This is a genomic window from Streptomyces sp. B5E4, from assembly GCF_039871555.1.
Taxonomy (GTDB): domain Bacteria; phylum Actinomycetota; class Actinomycetes; order Streptomycetales; family Streptomycetaceae; genus Streptomyces.
This window is the reverse complement of sequence record NZ_JBDPMI010000043.1, coordinates 40,640-56,919: the sequence shown is the minus strand read 5'-3', so window position 1 is coordinate 56,919 and position 16,280 is coordinate 40,640. Positions and strand designations below refer to the sequence as shown.

General features: G+C 74.5%; 13 protein-coding genes. 6 read left to right on the top strand and 7 right to left on the bottom strand.

The features are described 5' to 3' along the window. Nucleotides 1-61: 61 nt before the first annotated feature. Nucleotides 62-1,747: a DUF5691 domain-containing protein gene (locus ABGA99_RS33980; protein ID WP_347584138.1), complete on the top strand. Its 1,686-nt coding sequence runs from the start codon at nucleotides 62-64 to the stop codon at nucleotides 1,745-1,747. A gap of 92 nt (nucleotides 1,748-1,839) precedes the next feature. Here ABGA99_RS33980 and ABGA99_RS33975 read toward each other — a convergent pair whose 3' ends face one another. Then, complete coding sequence (locus tag ABGA99_RS33975; protein WP_347581084.1) at nucleotides 1,840-2,253, bottom strand: cobalamin B12-binding domain-containing protein; 414 nt, start codon at nucleotides 2,251-2,253, stop codon at nucleotides 1,840-1,842. A gap of 289 nt (nucleotides 2,254-2,542) precedes the next feature. Between ABGA99_RS33975 and ABGA99_RS33970 the strand changes: the two genes are divergently transcribed. Beyond that, complete coding sequence (locus tag ABGA99_RS33970; protein WP_347584137.1) at nucleotides 2,543-4,309, top strand: peptidoglycan DD-metalloendopeptidase family protein; 1,767 nt, start codon at nucleotides 2,543-2,545, stop codon at nucleotides 4,307-4,309. A gap of 69 nt (nucleotides 4,310-4,378) precedes the next feature. On the opposite strand, the gene pcrA is transcribed toward ABGA99_RS33970, so the two are convergent. Next, on the bottom strand, nucleotides 4,379-6,826 hold the full coding sequence (gene pcrA, locus ABGA99_RS33965) for a DNA helicase PcrA (protein ID WP_347584136.1): 2,448 nt from the start codon (nucleotides 6,824-6,826) through the stop codon (nucleotides 4,379-4,381). A gap of 232 nt (nucleotides 6,827-7,058) precedes the next feature. On the opposite strand from pcrA, the gene ABGA99_RS33960 reads away from it, so the two are divergent. Then, nucleotides 7,059-8,228, top strand: a complete 1,170-nt coding sequence (locus ABGA99_RS33960) for an NlpC/P60 family protein (RefSeq protein ID WP_347581081.1) — start codon at nucleotides 7,059-7,061, stop codon at nucleotides 8,226-8,228. A gap of 45 nt (nucleotides 8,229-8,273) precedes the next feature. On the opposite strand, the gene ABGA99_RS33955 is transcribed toward ABGA99_RS33960, so the two are convergent. Then, nucleotides 8,274-8,627 carry a hypothetical protein gene (locus ABGA99_RS33955; RefSeq protein ID WP_347581080.1) on the bottom strand — a complete coding sequence of 118 codons (354 nt, stop codon included), beginning with the start codon at nucleotides 8,625-8,627 and terminating at the stop codon, nucleotides 8,274-8,276. Between the two features lie 310 nt (nucleotides 8,628-8,937). On the opposite strand from ABGA99_RS33955, the gene ABGA99_RS33950 reads away from it, so the two are divergent. After that, nucleotides 8,938-9,978, top strand: coding sequence for an NlpC/P60 family protein (locus ABGA99_RS33950; RefSeq protein ID WP_347581079.1), 1,041 nt, complete (start codon nucleotides 8,938-8,940; stop codon nucleotides 9,976-9,978). 58 nt (nucleotides 9,979-10,036) lie between these two features. On the opposite strand, the gene ABGA99_RS33945 is transcribed toward ABGA99_RS33950, so the two are convergent. Both ABGA99_RS33945 and ABGA99_RS33940 read right to left on the bottom strand, forming a co-directional pair. Beyond that, the gene (locus ABGA99_RS33945) at nucleotides 10,037-10,762 is read right to left on the bottom strand and encodes a response regulator transcription factor (RefSeq protein ID WP_347581078.1); all 726 of its coding nucleotides are present in this window, start codon (nucleotides 10,760-10,762) and stop codon (nucleotides 10,037-10,039) included. A 34-nt stretch (nucleotides 10,763-10,796) separates the two neighbouring features. Next, nucleotides 10,797-12,098 (bottom strand): PspC domain-containing protein, encoded by a 1,302-nt coding sequence (locus ABGA99_RS33940; RefSeq protein ID WP_347581077.1) that lies wholly within the window; start codon nucleotides 12,096-12,098, stop codon nucleotides 10,797-10,799. Between the two features lie 132 nt (nucleotides 12,099-12,230). Between ABGA99_RS33940 and ABGA99_RS33935 the strand changes: the two genes are divergently transcribed. Both ABGA99_RS33935 and ABGA99_RS33930 read left to right on the top strand, forming a co-directional pair. Next, on the top strand, nucleotides 12,231-13,721 hold the full coding sequence (locus ABGA99_RS33935; RefSeq protein ID WP_347581076.1) for a PspC domain-containing protein: 1,491 nt from the start codon (nucleotides 12,231-12,233) through the stop codon (nucleotides 13,719-13,721). Further along, nucleotides 13,708-14,145 carry a hypothetical protein gene (locus ABGA99_RS33930; protein WP_347581075.1) on the top strand — a complete coding sequence of 146 codons (438 nt, stop codon included), beginning with the start codon at nucleotides 13,708-13,710 and terminating at the stop codon, nucleotides 14,143-14,145. Before ABGA99_RS33935 ends, ABGA99_RS33930 begins: the two co-directional genes overlap by 14 nt. A gap of 50 nt (nucleotides 14,146-14,195) precedes the next feature. Here the strand turns inward: ABGA99_RS33930 and ABGA99_RS33925 are convergent, their stop codons facing one another. Both ABGA99_RS33925 and ABGA99_RS33920 read right to left on the bottom strand, forming a co-directional pair. Further along, nucleotides 14,196-14,738 carry a DoxX family protein gene (locus tag ABGA99_RS33925; RefSeq protein WP_347581074.1) on the bottom strand — a complete coding sequence of 181 codons (543 nt, stop codon included), beginning with the start codon at nucleotides 14,736-14,738 and terminating at the stop codon, nucleotides 14,196-14,198. 125 nt (nucleotides 14,739-14,863) lie between these two features. Beyond that, entirely contained in the window at nucleotides 14,864-16,255 is a 1,392-nt protein-coding gene (locus ABGA99_RS33920) for a hypothetical protein (protein ID WP_347581103.1), read from the bottom strand. Nucleotides 16,256-16,280: the final 25 nt, after the last annotated feature.

The following is a 16,280-nucleotide window of genomic DNA, read 5'->3' as shown; positions in this document are numbered from 1 at the left end:
CCGGGGGGGGGGGGGGCAGGTGCGTGGTCCGGGAGGGGTTGGGGGCTTCGGTGGGGGTCGTATGAGTGTGGGGGTGCAGGACTTCGGGGGCTGGGGGGAGTTGGTCGGGGCGGCTGTCGTGGGGGGCGGGCGGCGGGGCGTCGACGAGGGGGCACTGCTCGATGCCGCCGCCGCGGCCACCGTGCGGAGGCGGGCCGGGGTCGTGCCCGGTCCCGCGCGGCGGCTGCCCGAGCCCGCCGCGCACGATCCGCGGCCCCGGCTGCCCGGCGCCGCCCGGCGGCGGCTCGCCGCGCTGCTCGCGGACCGCTCGGGGACCGGCGGCGGCAGCCGGCGCGGGCCCACGCCCGACCTCGCCGAGCTGATACCGGAGTGGCTGCGGCACGCCGTCGAGTGCGGCTACCAGGCGCCGCCCGAGTTGCTGCCCGCCCTGCTCGACGCCGCCCGGGCCCGCATCGACCTGCGGCCCCACGCGCTGGCCCTCGCCGGGCCGCGCGGGCTGTGGCTGGCCGAGCGGGCACCGCAGTGGGCGCCGCTGCTGCGAGACGGCGCGGCCGGGCCCGCGTTGCCCGACCCGCGCGACGCGCGTGCCGTCCGGGCGCTGTGGGAGGAGGGGCCGCGGACCGGCGGGCCCGGGACCAGCCAGGTGCGCGGTGCGCTCTTCGCCGAGGTGCGGCGGGCCGACCCCGCGGGTGCCGTCGCGTTGCTGACCACGACGTGGTCCGCCGAGAAGGCCGAGGACCGGCTCGCGTTCGTGGAGCTGCTGCGCACGGGGCTGTCCCTCGCCGACGAGCCGTTCCTGGAGGACGCCCTGGCCGATCGCAGTCGCGGCGTACGGGCCGCGGCGGCCGAACTCCTCGCCGGGCTCGCCGGCTCCGCGCTGGCCGGGCGGATGGCCGCGCGGGTGCGGTCGCTGGTGATGCTCGACCGCAGCGAGGAGCCGCCGGTCGTCGCGGTCGAGGCGCCGTACGAGTGCGACGCCGCCATGCAGCGCGACGGGATCGTCGCCACGCCGCCGGCGGGTATGGGCGAGCGGTCGTGGTGGTTCGGGCAGTTGGTCGCGGCGGCACCGCTGGCGGTGTGGACGGAGGTCTTCGACGACCGGACGCCGGAGGAGGTCATCGCGCTGCCCGTCGCCGACGGCTGGCGGCCCGACCTGCTCGCCGCCTGGAGCCGCGCCGCCGCCCGGCAGCACGACGCCGCCTGGGCCCGCGCCCTCCTCGGCACCGCCCCGACCTCGCCGCCGAACGAGCCGCCCCCCTTCACCGCGGGACCGCCCTCCCCCGCGCGCATCCCCGCACCCGGCAGCACGACCGGCGGCGGCGAGCACGTTCCCGGGCGGGATCCCGCGCGGCTGCTCACCGCGCTGCCCGAGGCGGAACGGGCCGCGTGGGTCGCGGAGTTCATCTCGGCGCACGGGCTGTCGGAGGCGTTCCGCCTCCTCGGCGCCTGCGCCGTGCCGTGGCCCGAAGAGCTGGGCCGGGCCGTGGTCGACGCCCTGGAGATCGCGCGGGACGGCGGCAGTTACCCGTGGAGCTTCAGCGGCGTGATGGGCCTCGCGGAGCGCTGCCTCGACCCCTCGTACGCCGTGCGCCTCGAACCCCTGGCCGCGATGCACGAGGAGGCGGAGGAGAGTTCGCCGGGCGCCGCCGGGTACTGGTCGGAGGCGTTCCAGCGGCTGGTCGCCACGTTGCGCATACGTGCCGCGATGCGCGACGAGCTGACCACCCCCGCCGCCCTGCGGCCCTGAGGGATCCGGGCGCGTACGCGCCACGCCCGGCGGCGCCCGCCTGAGTTCCGTCGCAGGCCGCCACCGGGCTCAGGCCGTGAGGGCGTACGCCCTCACGCGCCCGCCGGCTCGCGGACGTGCGTCCGCACCCACTCGACCACCTCGGTCGTGGCCGCGCCCGGCGTGAAGATCTCCGCGACGCCCAGGCCCTTCAACTGCGGGATGTCGTCCTCCGGGATGATCCCGCCGCCGAACAGCTTGATGTCCAGCGCGTCCCGCTCCCGCAGCAGTTCCACGACCTTCCCGAAGAGCGTCATGTGCGCCCCGGAGAGAATGGAGAGGCCGATCGCCTCGGCGTCCTCCTGGATCGCGGTGTCGACGATCTGCTCCGGGGTCTGGTGCAGGCCCGTGTAGATGACCTCCATGCCGGCGTCGCGCAGCGCCCGCGCGATGACCTTGGCCCCGCGGTCGTGGCCGTCGAGTCCCGGCTTTGCCACCACCACGCGGATCGGACCGGTGCCACTCATCGCTGCCTCCATCGCGCCGTCCCGCGCGTTCGTGAGTCCTTCGAGGGTGTGAACGAACGTTATCCCCAGGATCGCGCACCCCGGCCGACCGCAACATCCGGCGAGGGGGAAATCACACGGGCGGCCACCGGCAAATCGGACAGCCGTGGCCCCGGTCTTACCCTCGGGTACTCGAAAAATCGGGCAAGTGCCCCGAACGCGCCCCGGCGAAACCAAGGAAAGATTGTCGAGCCGAGGGACGCCCGGTACAGTCGCGGCAGTCTCCTGCTCCCGAGGCGAAAGAGAAGTGGTGAACGACCGTCCCCCGCCGGGCTTCCCCACCCCGGCCTCTCCCGCTGGCGACGCCTCCGCATTCGGAAGCCTTGACGGCTACGGGTACGGCTACGACACCTCCGGCCACGGCGGCGGTTCCGGTGAAGAGCCTCTCCATCACGGCTATCAGAGCTACGACCAGAGCTATGACGGCTACGACGCGAGCCCCACGGGTGCGTACGCGACCACCGGTTACGAGGCAGGCGGCTATCTGACGCCCGACGCCGCGCCGTCGTGGGACACGGGCCCGCAGTCCGCCGACTTCGGCGCGAACGGCCTGTACGCCACGGCCGATCCCTACGCCACCGACGCCCACGCCTCCGGCGGCTACGACGTCTCCGCGCTCTGGACGGAAGCCGCCACCGACACCCCGGCGGCCGGGGTTCCGACCGGCGCCATCCCGCGGCAGGCGGGCCCGGCCGACGACTACGACTACGGCTACCCCTCGGCGAGCGACCCGGCCGCGCAGTGGAACACCACCGGCGAGTGGTCCGGCTGGGACACCGGCGCGCAGTACGACGGCGCACAGCACGAGGCCGCGGCGTACGACGGCACGCAGTACGACGGCACGCACTACGACGCCGTCCCGCACCAAGTCCCGCAGCACCCGGGCACGCAGTACGACTCCGCCGCCGGCTGGGACACCGGCCACTACGACACCGCGGCGTACGCGGAGGCGGCCACGGACACGACCGGGTACCCGGACGCCACGGTGTACGCCGAAGCCACCGCGTACCCCGAGTCGTTCACCGACACCACCGCCGCCACCGGCGCGTACGACGAGCACGCGGCCTACGCCCAGGACCCCGCGAACGCCGGGCACGCGGACCCCGAGGCGACCTCCGCCTGGGACTTCGCCGCCCTCGCCCAGCACGACGGCATCGACGGTCCTGGCGGGTTCGACCACCCCGGCATGCCCGACGCGCCCGAGAGCCCCGCGGCGCTCGACGCCGACCCCGCCCCGGGCGCCGCACGCAAGCCGGTCGGCGTCCCCGTCGGCCGCGCCGTACGCGCCCGCCGCCGCTGTCCCAAGCGCTCCGCGCTCCTCACCGTGGCCGTGCCGTCCATCGCCGTCGTCGGCGTGGCCGGTGTCGCCGCCGCGAGCGTCACCGGCACCGGTGGCGCCGAGGACGACGGCAAGACGACCCAGGCGGCCCCGGACACGGCCTCGGCGAAGACCTCCAAGGCCAACGCCGCGCTGGACACGCAGCTTCGCGGCGTCACCGAGGACGCCGACGACTTCGCCGACCGAGCCAGCCGCACCCAGGAGCGCATCGACCTCAAGGAGAAGCAGGAGGCCGAGCGGAAGCGGGAGGCGGAGGAGGCGGCGCGCAAGGAGGCGTTGCGCCCGAAGTTCGCGGTCCCGGTCGACAGCCCCGGGCTCAGCGCGTACTACGGCCAGGCCGGCGTCAACTGGATGTCCGTGCACACCGGCATCGACTTCCCCGTCTCGTACGGCAGCGAGGTCAAGGCCGCCACCGACGGCACGGTCACCACCCGCTACGACTACTCGTACGGGAACATGCTCGTCCTCACCGCCGCCGACGGCACCGAGACGTGGTACGCCCACCTCGACAGCTACGCGATCACCACCGGCCCCGTACAAGCGGGCGACGTCGTCGCCTACTCGGGCAACTCCGGCAACTCCACCGGACCGCACCTGCACTTCGAGGTGCACCCCGGCGGCGGCTCCGCCATCGACCCGCTCGCCTGGCTGCAGGAGAAGGGTCTCGACCCGCAGTAGGCCGCGCCGCGCACGGCGGACCGGCTCAGCGCACCGACAACCGCGGCCCCGCCCGCTGCCGGGCCCGCCTCACAGCTTCTCCACCGGCGCGTACCGCAGCAGCAGCTTCTTCGTCCGTCCTCCGTCGCCGAAGTCGATCGTCGCCTGCGCGTTCGCCCCCGAGCCCGACACCTCGACCACCGTCCCCATCCCGAACTGGTCGTGGGTGACCCGGTCCCCCACCGACAGCGCGATCACCGGCCGTTCCGTCGCCCGCCCGGTGGCGAAGCCCGAAGGGCCCTGCCGCGTACGGGCCGAGGACGTGGACGACGCCAGCGCCGCCGCCGCGGACTCCATCGGCGACCGCCCCCCGCCGCCGCCCCGGGTGGCCGAGGAGCCCGTGCGCCGCCACTCCAGATAGGCCGGCGGGATCTCGTCCAGGAAGCGCGACGGCGGGTTGTACGACGGCTGGCCCCACGAACTGCGCATCACCGAGCGCGTCAGATACAGCCGCTCCCGCGCGCGCGTGATGCCGACGTACGCCAGCCGGCGCTCCTCCTCCAGTTCCTTGACGTCGCCGAGGGCCCGCATGTGCGGGAAGACGCCGTCCTCCATGCCGCTGAGGAACACCACCGGGAACTCCAGGCCCTTGGCGGTGTGCAGGGTCATCAGCGTGATGACACCGGAGCCGTCCGTCTCCTCCTCCGGGATCTCGTCGCTGTCGGCGACCAGCGCGACGCGCTCCAGGAAGTCGGCGAGCGTCCCCGGCCCCTCCTCGCCGCGCTCCTGCTCGAACTCCAGGGCCACGGCGGCCAGCTCCTGCAGGTTCTCGATACGGGTCTCGTCCTGCGGGTCGGTCGACGCCTGCAACTCGGCGAGATAGCCCGTCTGCTCCAGCACCGCTTCGAGCACCGTGGCGGGCCCGGCGCCGGACTCGACGACCGTGCGCAGCTCCTCCATCAGCGTGTTGAACCGCTTGACGGCGTTGACCGAGCGGGACGCCATCCCGTACGCCTCGTCCACGCGCACCAGCGCCTGCGGGAAGGAGATCCGCTCGCGCTGCGCCAGCGCCTCGATCATCGCCTCGGCGCGGTCGCCGATGCCGCGCTTGGGCACGTTCATGATGCGGCGCAGTGGTACGGAGTCCTCGGGGTTGGCGAGCACGCGCAGGTACGCGAGGACGTCGCGGACCTCCCGGCGCTCGTAGAAGCGGACGCCGCCGACGACCTTGTAGGGCAGGCCGACGCGGATGAAGACCTCCTCGAAGACACGGGACTGCGCGTTCGTCCGGTAGAAGACGGCGACGTCGCCCGCGCGGGCGTCGCCGGCGTCGGAGAGCCGGTCGATCTCGTCGGCGACGAACTGCGCCTCGTCGTGCTCGGTGTCGGCGACGTAGCCGACGATGGGGGAACCGGCGCCCGCGTCGGTCCACAGGTTCTTGGGGCGGCGGGAGGCGTTGCGCTCGATGACGGCGTTGGCGGCGTTGAGGATCGTCTGCGTGGAGCGGTAGTTCTGCTCCAGCAGGATCGTGCGCGCCTCGGGGTAGTCCTCTTCGAACTGCAGGATGTTGCGGATGGTGGCACCGCGGAAGGCGTAGATCGACTGGTCGGCGTCGCCGACGACGCACAGCTCCGCCGGTCCTTCCGGGCCCGGCGTACGGCCCGCGCCGCCGTCCTCCGCGCCGTCGCCCTCCGCCGGCTCCGCGGCCTCCGCCGCCTCGGCCGCGACGGGCGGGCCGACCAGCTCGCGCACCAGCATGTACTGCGCCCGGTTGGTGTCCTGGTACTCGTCGACCAGCACGTGCCGGAACCGGCGGCGGTAGTGCTCGGCGACGTCCGGGAACGCCTGCAGCAGGTTCACCGTCGTCATGATCAGATCGTCGAAGTCCAGCGCGTTGGCCTCGCGCAGCCGCGACTGGTACAGCGCGTACGCCTCGGCGAGCGTCTTCTCGTAGCCGTCGACGGCCTGGGCGGCCCAGCTCTCCTCGTCGATCAGCTCGTTCTTCAGGCTGGAGACCTTGGCGCTGAGCGCCTTCGGCGGATAGCGCTTCGGGTCGAGGTCCAGGTCCCGGCAGACCAGCGCCATCAGCCGGCGCGAGTCGGCGGCGTCATAGATCGAGAACGAGGACGTGAAGCCCAGCTTCTTCGACTCGCGGCGCAGGATGCGCACACAGGCGCTGTGGAAGGTGGAGACCCACATCGCGTTCGCGCGCGCGCCGACGAGCTCCTCGACGCGCTCCTTCATCTCCCCGGCCGCCTTGTTCGTGAACGTGATGGCGAGGATCTGGCCGGGGTGGGCCCGCCGCTCGGCGAGCAGGTACGCGATCCGGTGGGTCAGCACCCGGGTCTTGCCGGAGCCGGCGCCGGCGACGATCAGCAGGGGCGAGCCGGCGTGCTCCACGGCGGCACGCTGCTGCTCGTTCAGCCCGGTGAGCAGCGCTTCCGGGTCCGTGACGGGGCGGGGCGCGCCATCGCGGTAGTACGGCGCGGGGGTGCTCGCGGCGAAGGCGAGATGACTGTCGTCGAAGAGGCTGCTCATCGTCCACAGAGTCTAGGGCGCCCCACCGACAGCCCACTCCCGTAGCCCTCTTTTCCGCCCCCGCCGGGCCACCCGGCGGGCACTCGCACCGCCCGACCGGGATGTCCCCCTTGGACGGAACTGCTCCTCGGATCACGAAACGGTTTCGGGCATATCGAACATCAGACTTCACAGCAGTCCCACCGAGTGGCTACCGTGCACGGCACTGCCCGGACGGAAGGAGTGGCCTGCCTTGGCTTCCCACCGAAAGCCGCGGACCCGGATCCTTGAGTCGCCGGCGGGGCGCCGTACCGCCGTCGGCGTCGGTTCCGCGGCGCTGGCCTCAGCGACGCTTCTCACCCAGGAAGCCGGCGCGACCCCGGCCGAGCGGTCGATCGAGGACGTACAGAAGGAAGTCGACCACCTCTACCACGAGGCGGAGCGGGCCACCGAGCGCTACAACGGCGCCAAGGAGCGCACCGCGCAGCAGCGCACCCGGGTCGAGCAGCAGCTCGACGAGGTGGCCAAGGAGACCGCGCGGCTCAACGAGTCGCGGCGTGAGCTGGGCCAGCTCGCCGCCGCCCAGTACCGCACCGGCGGCATCACGCCCACCGCGACGTTCATGCTCGCGCCCGACCCGCAGACCTACTTCGACCAGGCGCACCTCATGGAGCGGCTGACGAACCGCGAGAAGGAGGCGGTCGACCAGTTCCAGGTGCGCCAGGCCAAGGCCGCCGAGAAGCGGACGGAGGCGCAGGAGAGCCTGCGCAACCTCACCGATTCGCAGGAGCAGCTCCAGGAGTCCAAGAAGGACGTCCAGACCAAGCTCTCCGACGCGCGCAAGGTGCTGGACCGGCTCACCGAGGAGGAGAAGGAGCGCCTCGCCGAGCTGGAGCGCAAGCGCGAGGAGGAGGCGCGGCGCAAGGCCGAGGAGGCCGCGCGCCAGGCGGAGTTGGAGCGGCAGCAGCAGGCCGAGCAGGAGCGCCGCGAGCAGGAGCAGCGCGAGCAGGAGCAGCAGGAGCAGCAGCAGGAAGAGGAGCAGCAGGAGGAGCCGCCGCCCGCCGATCCCGGCCCCTCGAAGTCGGAGCAGGTGCTGGCGTTCGCCGAGGCCCAGTTGGGCAAGCCGTACGTGTGGGGGGCCACGGGCCCCGACTCGTACGACTGCTCCGGCCTGACCCAGGCCGCCTGGCGGGAGGCGGGCATCTCACTGCCGCGTACGACCTACGACCAGGTCAACGCCGGCACGCAGGTCGCCAAGGCGGATCTGCAGCCCGGCGACCTGGTCTTCTTCTACGACGACATCAGCCACGTCGGGATCTACGTGGGCAACGGACAGATGATCCACGCTTCCAAGCCGGGCGACGACGTCAAGTACGAGTCGATCGACTACATGCCGTTCCACAGCGGGGTGCGCCCGGCCTGAAGGCGTGGGTTGCGGGGCGTCGGGGGGCGGACGTACGGGCCGGCCTCAGGTCCAGGTCGTGGCGATGACGACGTTGGCCATGGTCAGGAGTCCGATGGCGGCGAAGTAGGGCTTCGGGACGCGCTCTTCCTTCCGCTTGATGAAGACCATGACGAGGATCCCTATCAGGATGAGGCTCTTGACGCCGAGCTTCGTCTGATCGAGCTCCACGTCGTCTGCCTCGTTGAGAGAGACGAGGATGAATCCGGTCACCAGCATGACCAGCGCGCCGTGCACCATCCCGGGCAAGACGCGCACGTCGCCTGTGCGCAACGACTTCAACTGGGTGAGATAGCCGCCCAGCAGCGCGGCGATACCGATGATGTGCGAGGCGACGAAGAGGTTGATGAGTACATCCATGAGACGCGAGCGTAGCGGTCCGTAACAGCTCGCGCCCATGGGGGTGACCACTTCCGGAACATCGGTCACGGACGTCAACCCGCAGATCAGTTGACCGTGTTCACCTGATCGCAATGCGTCACGGCCAGACAGGTCCGGTAAGTCTCCTTCATCCCCTCCTCCCGCGCCGGGCCCTCGGCTTAGCGTCTCCGCTCAGGTGGTCGGCATCTCACCGCCGCCCGCGTCACCGGCGCGGCAGCCGGCCACCCCCGCCGAGAGCCGGCGGCGGCCCGAGCCCCCGTGCGGGCCGCCGCCGGACCGCAAGGAAGGGGTGAACGCCCTCGTGGCGTCCCACAGTAGGACCAGGGTCCGTACCGCCGGGGCGATCGCCCTCGTCGGCGCCGCCACCGCCACCGCACTCGGCGGCTTCGCGTACGCCGACCCGCAGCCGACGCCGGCGGAGGTCAGGGCCAGGGTCGACCGGCTGCACCACGAGGCCGAGCAGACCGTCGAGGAGTACAACGGCGTCAAGGAGAAGGCGGACCGTGCCGAACGAGCCCTGGACGACCTCCGCGACGAGGCCGCCCGCAAGACCGCGCGGCTCGACGACGCCCGCAACGCCCTCGGCTACTTCGCCACCGCCCAGTACCGCAACGGCACCGCCGATCCCACCGTGCAGCTCGTCCTCTCCGCCGAGCCGGAGGACTACCTGCGCCAGGCCGCGCTGCTCGAACGCGTCGGCAACCGGCAGGCCACCGCGCTCGAAGGCGTCGGGCGGCAGTTGCGGGAGGTGGAGCAGGTGCGCGCGGAGGCGGGCGACCGGCTGGCGGAGCTGAAGGACGCGCGGGCGGAGCTGAAGCGGCACAAGAGCGCGATCGAGGACAAGCTCACCGAGGCCCGCAGACTGCTCGACACCCTCACCGCCGAGCAGCGCGAGGCCGTCCTCGGCGCCGACGGGCACGGCGGCGCGGCGGGCGACCGCGCGGCGCGCGGCGCCCCGCGCGGGCCGGTGCGGGCGCCGAACGCCCGCGCCGCGCGCGCCGTCTCGTACGCCCAGGGCGCGGTCGGCAGTCCGTACGTCTGGGGCGCCGTCGGCCCGGCCGCCTTCGACTGCTCGGGACTCACCCAGGCCGCCTGGGGCGCCGCGGGCGTCTCCCTGCCCCGTACGACCTACACCCAGGCCGCGGCGGGCAGCACCGTCCCGCGCTCCGCGCTGGCGCCCGGGGACCTGGTCTTCTACTACTCCGGCCTCAGCCACGTGGGCATCTACGCCGGCGGCGGCCAGATCATCCACGCGCCGCGCCCGGGCGCGACCGTGCGCTATGCCCCGGTGGACTCGATGCCGTTCGTGACGGCGGTACGTCCCGCCTGAGGACGCGGGGGCGCGGGGGCGCGGGGGCGCGGGGGCGCGGGGGCGCGGGGGCGGTCCGTCAGACCAGGCGGCGGGCCGTCGCCCAGCGCGTCAGCTCGTGCCGGTTCGACAACTGGAGCTTGCGCAGCACCGCCGAGACATGCGATTCGACGGTCTTCACGGAGATGTAGAGCTGCTTCGCGACTTCCTTGTACGCGTACCCCCGCGCGATCAGCCGCAGCACCTCGCGCTCCCGCTGCGTCAGCCGGTCCAGGTCCTCGTCCACCGGCGGCGCGTCCGTCGACGCGAAGGCGTCGAGGACGAAGCCGGCGAGCCGCGGCGAGAAGACCGCGTCGCCCTCCGAGACCCGGAAGATCGCGTCGACGAGGTCCGTGCCGGTGATGGTCTTCGTCACGTACCCGCGCGCGCCGCCGCGGATGACGCCGATGACGTCCTCGGCCGCGTCCGACACCGACAGCGCGAGGAAGCGCACCGGCGCCTCGCCGCTCGGCGACTCCCCCATCAGCCCCGAGCAGCGGCGCAGCACCTCGACGCCGCCGCCGCCCGGCAGGTGCACGTCGAGCAGCACGACCTCGGGGCGGGTGGCGGTGATGACCGTCACGGCCTGCTCCACGTCCGCCGCCTCGCCGACGACCTCGACGCCGGTCTCGTCGGTCACCCCGATCTCCGCCTGCACCCCGGCCCGGAACATGCGGTGGTCGTCGACGAGCACGACCCGTACCCGACGGCCTTCCTCCGGGCCCGCGCCGCTCGCCTGGATCCCGCCCGCTGCGTCGTCCGTCATCGTCCGCTCCTCACTGCGCCCACCGCGTACGCACTCACTCGGCGCGCTCCATCTCCAGCTCCACCTCGGTGCCCCCGCCCGCCGGCGTGCGCAGCCGGGCGGTGCCGCCGTTGCGCTCCATCCTGCCGATGATGGACTCGCGTACGCCCATTCTGTCGGCCTGGACCGCGTCGGGGTCGAAGCCGGGACCGCGGTCCTTCACCGAGATGAAGACCTGCCGCCCCTCGACCTCCGCGAAGACCTGCACCGGCCCCGCCTCGCCACCGTACTTGGCCGCGTTGACCATCGCCTCACGCGCCGCCTGCAACTGCGCGCTCAGCCCGTCGTCCAGCGGGCAGTCGCCGACGCACACCACCTCCACCGGCACCCCGTGGTGGTCCTCCACCTCCGCCGCCGTCCTGCGCACCCCCTCGGCGAGGGTCCCGGGCCCCGCCCCGTCCTCCTCGTCCTTGCCGGTCCCCTCCGGCTTGTACAGCCAGGTGCGCAGCTCCCGCTCCTGCGCACGGGCCAGCTTGCGCACCTCGCCGGCGTTGTCGGCGTTGCGCTGGATGAGCGTGAGGGTGTGCAGCACGGAGTCGTGCACGTGGGCGGCGACCTCGGCGCGCTCCTGCGCCCGGATGCGCATCAGCCGCTCCTCGGACAGGTCCTGCACCATCCGTACGAGCCAGGGCCCCGCCAGCAGCGCCACGCCGACCAGCACCGCGAGCGACGCCTGCACCACCGCGCCGATGTGCCGCGTGGAGCCCTGCATGACGAAGATCGCGCTGACCCCCGCGCCGACGAGCAGCACCCCGGCGGCGCCGCGCGCCAGCGGCAGGAACTTCTTCCGCCGCGTGACCGCCGCCCACTTCGCCCGCCGCGCGTTGTCCGCCTGCCGCCACACCAGGGCCACGCCGGCGCCGATGAGCAGCAGGGGCCACACGAAGGCGTTGGAGCGGCCCAGGTCCAGGCTGCCGGCGAAGATGCCGGCGCCGATGAGCAGGGCGAGGAGGGCGAGGAGTTGTCCCTTGTCGGGTTTGCGGAGCCGCTTGCGCCCGTCGGCGTCGACGTCCGCGAGCGGCTTCTCGGCCCTGCCGCCCTGGCCGAGCGGGACGACGAACCAGAAGACCGCGTACAGCAGCACGCCCAGGCCGTTCGCCATGAGCAGCCCGAGGAAGACGATCCGCACCCACGACACCGGCAGCCCCAGGTGTCCGGCGAGCCCGCGCGCGACGCCGCCGAGCCAGCGCCCGTCGGCGCTGCGGTACAGCCGCCGGACGGGCCGCTCGTACGGGTCGTACGGGCCGCCGGGCGGGGCGGCGCCCTCGGTGGGGGGCGCGGCGGCGGGGGCGGTCATGCCATGCATCGTCACACGGCCGGGGCGGCTCTGGCATCAGGGTTGGCCCCCCATCGGTCCCCGGAGGATTTCAGGGTGGGCTCGGGGTAGTCCCGCCTCCCGCGCCGCGGCGGCGTCCGCCACCATGGACCCATGACGGACACGAGCCCCGGCGCGGGCCGCGGCGCGGACGCGGGCGCAGGCCCGGGCGCGGACGCGGATGCGCGCGACGCGGCGGACGGCCGCGCCGCGGCGGAGGCCCGTATGCGTACGGCACGCACGGGGGTACGGGACCGGGGCGGCGACACCGCCGGGGACCCGGCGCCCGGGCCGCCCGACGGGTCCCCGGCCCGGCCGCGGCTGCGGCGCAGCCGCCGGTACAAGGTCATGGGCGGCGTCTGCGGCGGCCTCGGCCAGTACTTCGGCATGGACCCCGTCATCTTCCGCGTCGTCCTCGGCGTGCTCACCGCCACCGGCGGCCTCGGCCTCGTCGCGTACGGCTTCGCCTGGCTGCTGATGCCGCTGGACGGCGAGGACGACAGCGAGGGCCGCCGGCTGCTGTCCGGCCGGGTCGAGGGCTCGGCGCTGACCGCCCTGCTGTTCGCCATCGTCGGCTGCGGCCTGTTCCTGTCCGTGCTGAACTCCACGGACACCCACTTCTTCGCCGCCCTGCTGCTCCTCTGCCTCGGCGGCGCCGCCTACTGGTCGCACCACCGCCGCGAGGCCGAGGAGCTGGCCGCCGACGGCGTCCCCGTGGACGACGCCACCGCCCACGCCGTGGCCGACGCCCCGCCGGAGACCGCGCCGCCGCCCGTGCCGTACTCCCCGTCCTGGTGGCGCGACCCGCTCACCAAGGACGGCGACTTCCCGCCCTACCTGTGGGGCCCCGACGACGGCGAGGACGAGGAGGACGCGGCCGCGGGCGGCCCGCCCGGCGCCGGCTTCCGCCCGCAGACGGCACCGTCGGGCAACGGCCGGGACGAGCACGAGGCGGCCGGCATCGGCGGCTGGACGTTCCTCGCCGCCGCCGGTACCTGCGCCGTCGTCATCGCCGCCACCTGGGGCGCGGAGCCGCTGGGCACCACCCTGGCGTACGGCCTCGGCGGCGCGCTCGCCGTCTTCGGCGCGGGCTTCACGCTCAGCGCCTGGATCGGCCGCACCGGCGGCGGCACCGCCTTCTGGGCGCTGCTGACGACCGGCCTGCTGGCCGGCGCGCTGTGGCTGCCGGACACCGTCACGGCGGACTGGGGCGAGCGGAACTGGCGCCCGGCGGCGGTCACGGACGTACGCGACCGGTACGAGCTGGGCAGCGGCGAGGCCCGGCTCGACCTCACCCGGCTCGATCTCGGCAGGGACCGGCGGGTCGAGACCGCGGCCCAGGTGGGCCTGGGCCGGCTCACGGTGCGGGTCCCCGGCGACGTACGGGTGGAGCTGCGCTCCCAGGTCGACATCGGCGACATGCAGCTCCCGCCCACGACGCGCAGCGAGGACCCGGGCGACGGCGACATCGACGTCTCCCCCGGGCAGAAGCGCAGCACGGTGCTGGAGCCCACGACGGGCGGGCCCGGAGGGCCAGGGGGGACGATGGTGCTGGACCTGACGGTCTCGATCGGTCAGCTGGAGGTCCAGCGTGCGGCGTCATAGGTTCGAGCCCGCGAAGCTCGTCGCCGGGCTCGTGCTGCTCTGCGGCGCGGCGTTCGCCCTGCTCGACGCGGCCGACGCGCTGCGGCAGCCGGACTGGATGCCGCTGGCCGTGGTGCCGCCGGGGCTCGCGCTGGCCGCCCTGGTCGCCGCCGTCGGCTACGCCGCGCGCCGTGCCCGCCGGCGGGCACGGGAGGCCCGCGCGGCGGCGGCGCGGGACGGAGACGCGGACGTGAGTGCGGACGTGGGCGCGGACCTGCGCGGACTGCCGATGGACGAGCTGCGTGAGACGTACGACGCACGCTTCGGCGCCCGGGACGCGGGTGGCCCGGGCGCGGACGGCCCCGGCACCGGCGGGGCTTCGGGGGACGCGGACAGGGACGGGGCCGGGGACGGCGGGCGGCGCGGGCCCGGGAACCGGGCGTAGCGGCGAGGACGGCGGGTGCCTGAACCGGCGAGGACGCCGAAGTGTCCGCGCTAGGCGAAGAGTTGCTGGCCCTTGCGGCGGCGGCGGACGGCGAGCACCGAGTCCAGCGACCAGTACGGCGCGCCCGCCAGGATCAGCGGGATCCACGCCACCATGTACGGCAGGTCCTGGCCGTAGTAGTACGGGTCCGCCGACCAGCTCATCGTGAACCACAGCGTCATCGAGAGCAGCGCCCCGCCGGCCGCCGCCGGCCGCGCCCACAGCCCGGCGAGCGTGCCGAGCCCCACCGCGATCTCGCCGAGCGAGATGGCGATCCCGAACTCCGTCGGCGCCTGCTGCGCCAGGTCCACCAGCGCCGGGATGGCGACATCGGGCAGGGTGTCCAGGATGTCGTGCAGCGAGCCGGGGCCGCTGGAGTCGAGGAACGCATCGTCGGTGAGCTTGTCGAAGCCGGCGTAGACGAACGTGATGCCGAGGAAGATCCGCAGCGGCAGCAGCGCGAACCGGGCGGCGGCGGCCCGGAGTCCGCCGGGCGGCTCTCCCTGGGGCAGCCTCCCGAGAACCGTGGTGCCGGACGCTTGGTCCTGTGCCATGTGTTGTCCGCCTCTCCTGCCGTGACCGTGCCGGTGATCGCCCCGGCGCCGATCCTTCATGTGTGGGAGGGGATACGTAAAGCGTTTCGTGAACGCTCAACCGGATCGGGTCGTTCGCGTCCGCTTCAGTCGACGATGTCGAGCAGGTACGGGGCGGACTCCGCGCCTCCGGCGGTGACGACCCGCAACTCCGTGCGGCCCGGCTCCACGTCCACCGGCACCGGGACGGTCAGCCGGGTGGCCGCGGGGTTGGCGAAGCCGCCGGGCACGGGGACCAGCGGTACGTGCACGTGGACCGCGCCGATCCGCACCACCACCCGCGCCAGCAGCTCCGGCGACTCGGCGCCCGGCGGCACGAAGCCGGTGCCGCGGACCTCGATGTCGTCGCCGGTACGGATCGCGGTGTGCAGGTCGCCGGGCTCGCGGACCCGGACGACGGAGAGCACGGCGGGGCGCCCGCCGTCGACGAGCCGGGCGGCCAGGTGCACCGCCGCGCTCACCGCGACCAGGGCGGCGACGCCCCAGGGCAGCCCCGGCAACTGCTCGGGCCGGCGGCCGAGCTGCACCAGGGCGAAGAGCAGGGCGGCGGCGGAGACGACGACGTACTGGACGTCCACGGCGGCGGCGCGGCCGGCGTCGTCGGTGAGCAGGTCGGCGGCGCGGGGGCGGACGGCACGGGTCTTGGTCAGGCCGCCGCTGCGCAGCCGGTACGCGACGACGGCGCGCGCGCCGAGGGCGGCGGCCCAGGCGGCGGCGAGGGCGACGACGAGCCCGGCGGCGCCGCCTGTGCCGGCGCCGGTGGCGGACCAGCCGAGGCCGTCGAGCAGCCGGTCGCGGGCGGCGGCGCCGTCGGCGAGGGCCAGCGCGAGGGCGAGGTGCAGCAGCGCGTACCCGGCGAGCAGCGTCCAGGCGCCGGCCACGGCGCGGCCGGTCGACAGCCGGCCGTCCTCGCCGACGACGGGGGCGAGGAGCCCGCCGCGGGCGCGGTTCAGCCACGCGGCACCGGCCAGCAGCCCGGCGGTCAGCACGGCGGCGAGCACGGCCGCGGTACGGGCCCGGGTCCAGCCGGGGCCGAGGGCGGTGAGCCCGACGACGAGGAGGAGGGCGAGCAGGCCGGCGCCGACGACGTACAGGCTGCGCCGCCACAGCGACGCCGGCCACGTCCCGCCCGCGGCGGCGCCGCGCTCGGCGAGGGTGTCGGCGGAGCGCGTCAGCTCGTCGGAGACCCACTGGCGGGAGGCGCCGGGCGAGTAGGCGACGCCGGCGGGTACGCCTTCGCCGGCGGCGAAGCCGTCGCGGCGCCGGGCGAACTCGACGGCGGGGTCGGGGGGGTCGGAGGGTTCGGGGGCGGAGCCGGGATCGGCGCCGGGGGCGGTGGCGCCGGAGGCGGCAGCCGCGGCCCCGGGCGCGGGCGTCGCAGCCGCAGCAGACGCGGGCGTCGCGGCACCGGACCCGGCAGAGGTGGCACCGGACCCGGCCGTTTCGCTGCCGGAGGGGTGCGGGGCGCGGGTGCCCACCGGTACCCGCGGGGCACCGCCGGAC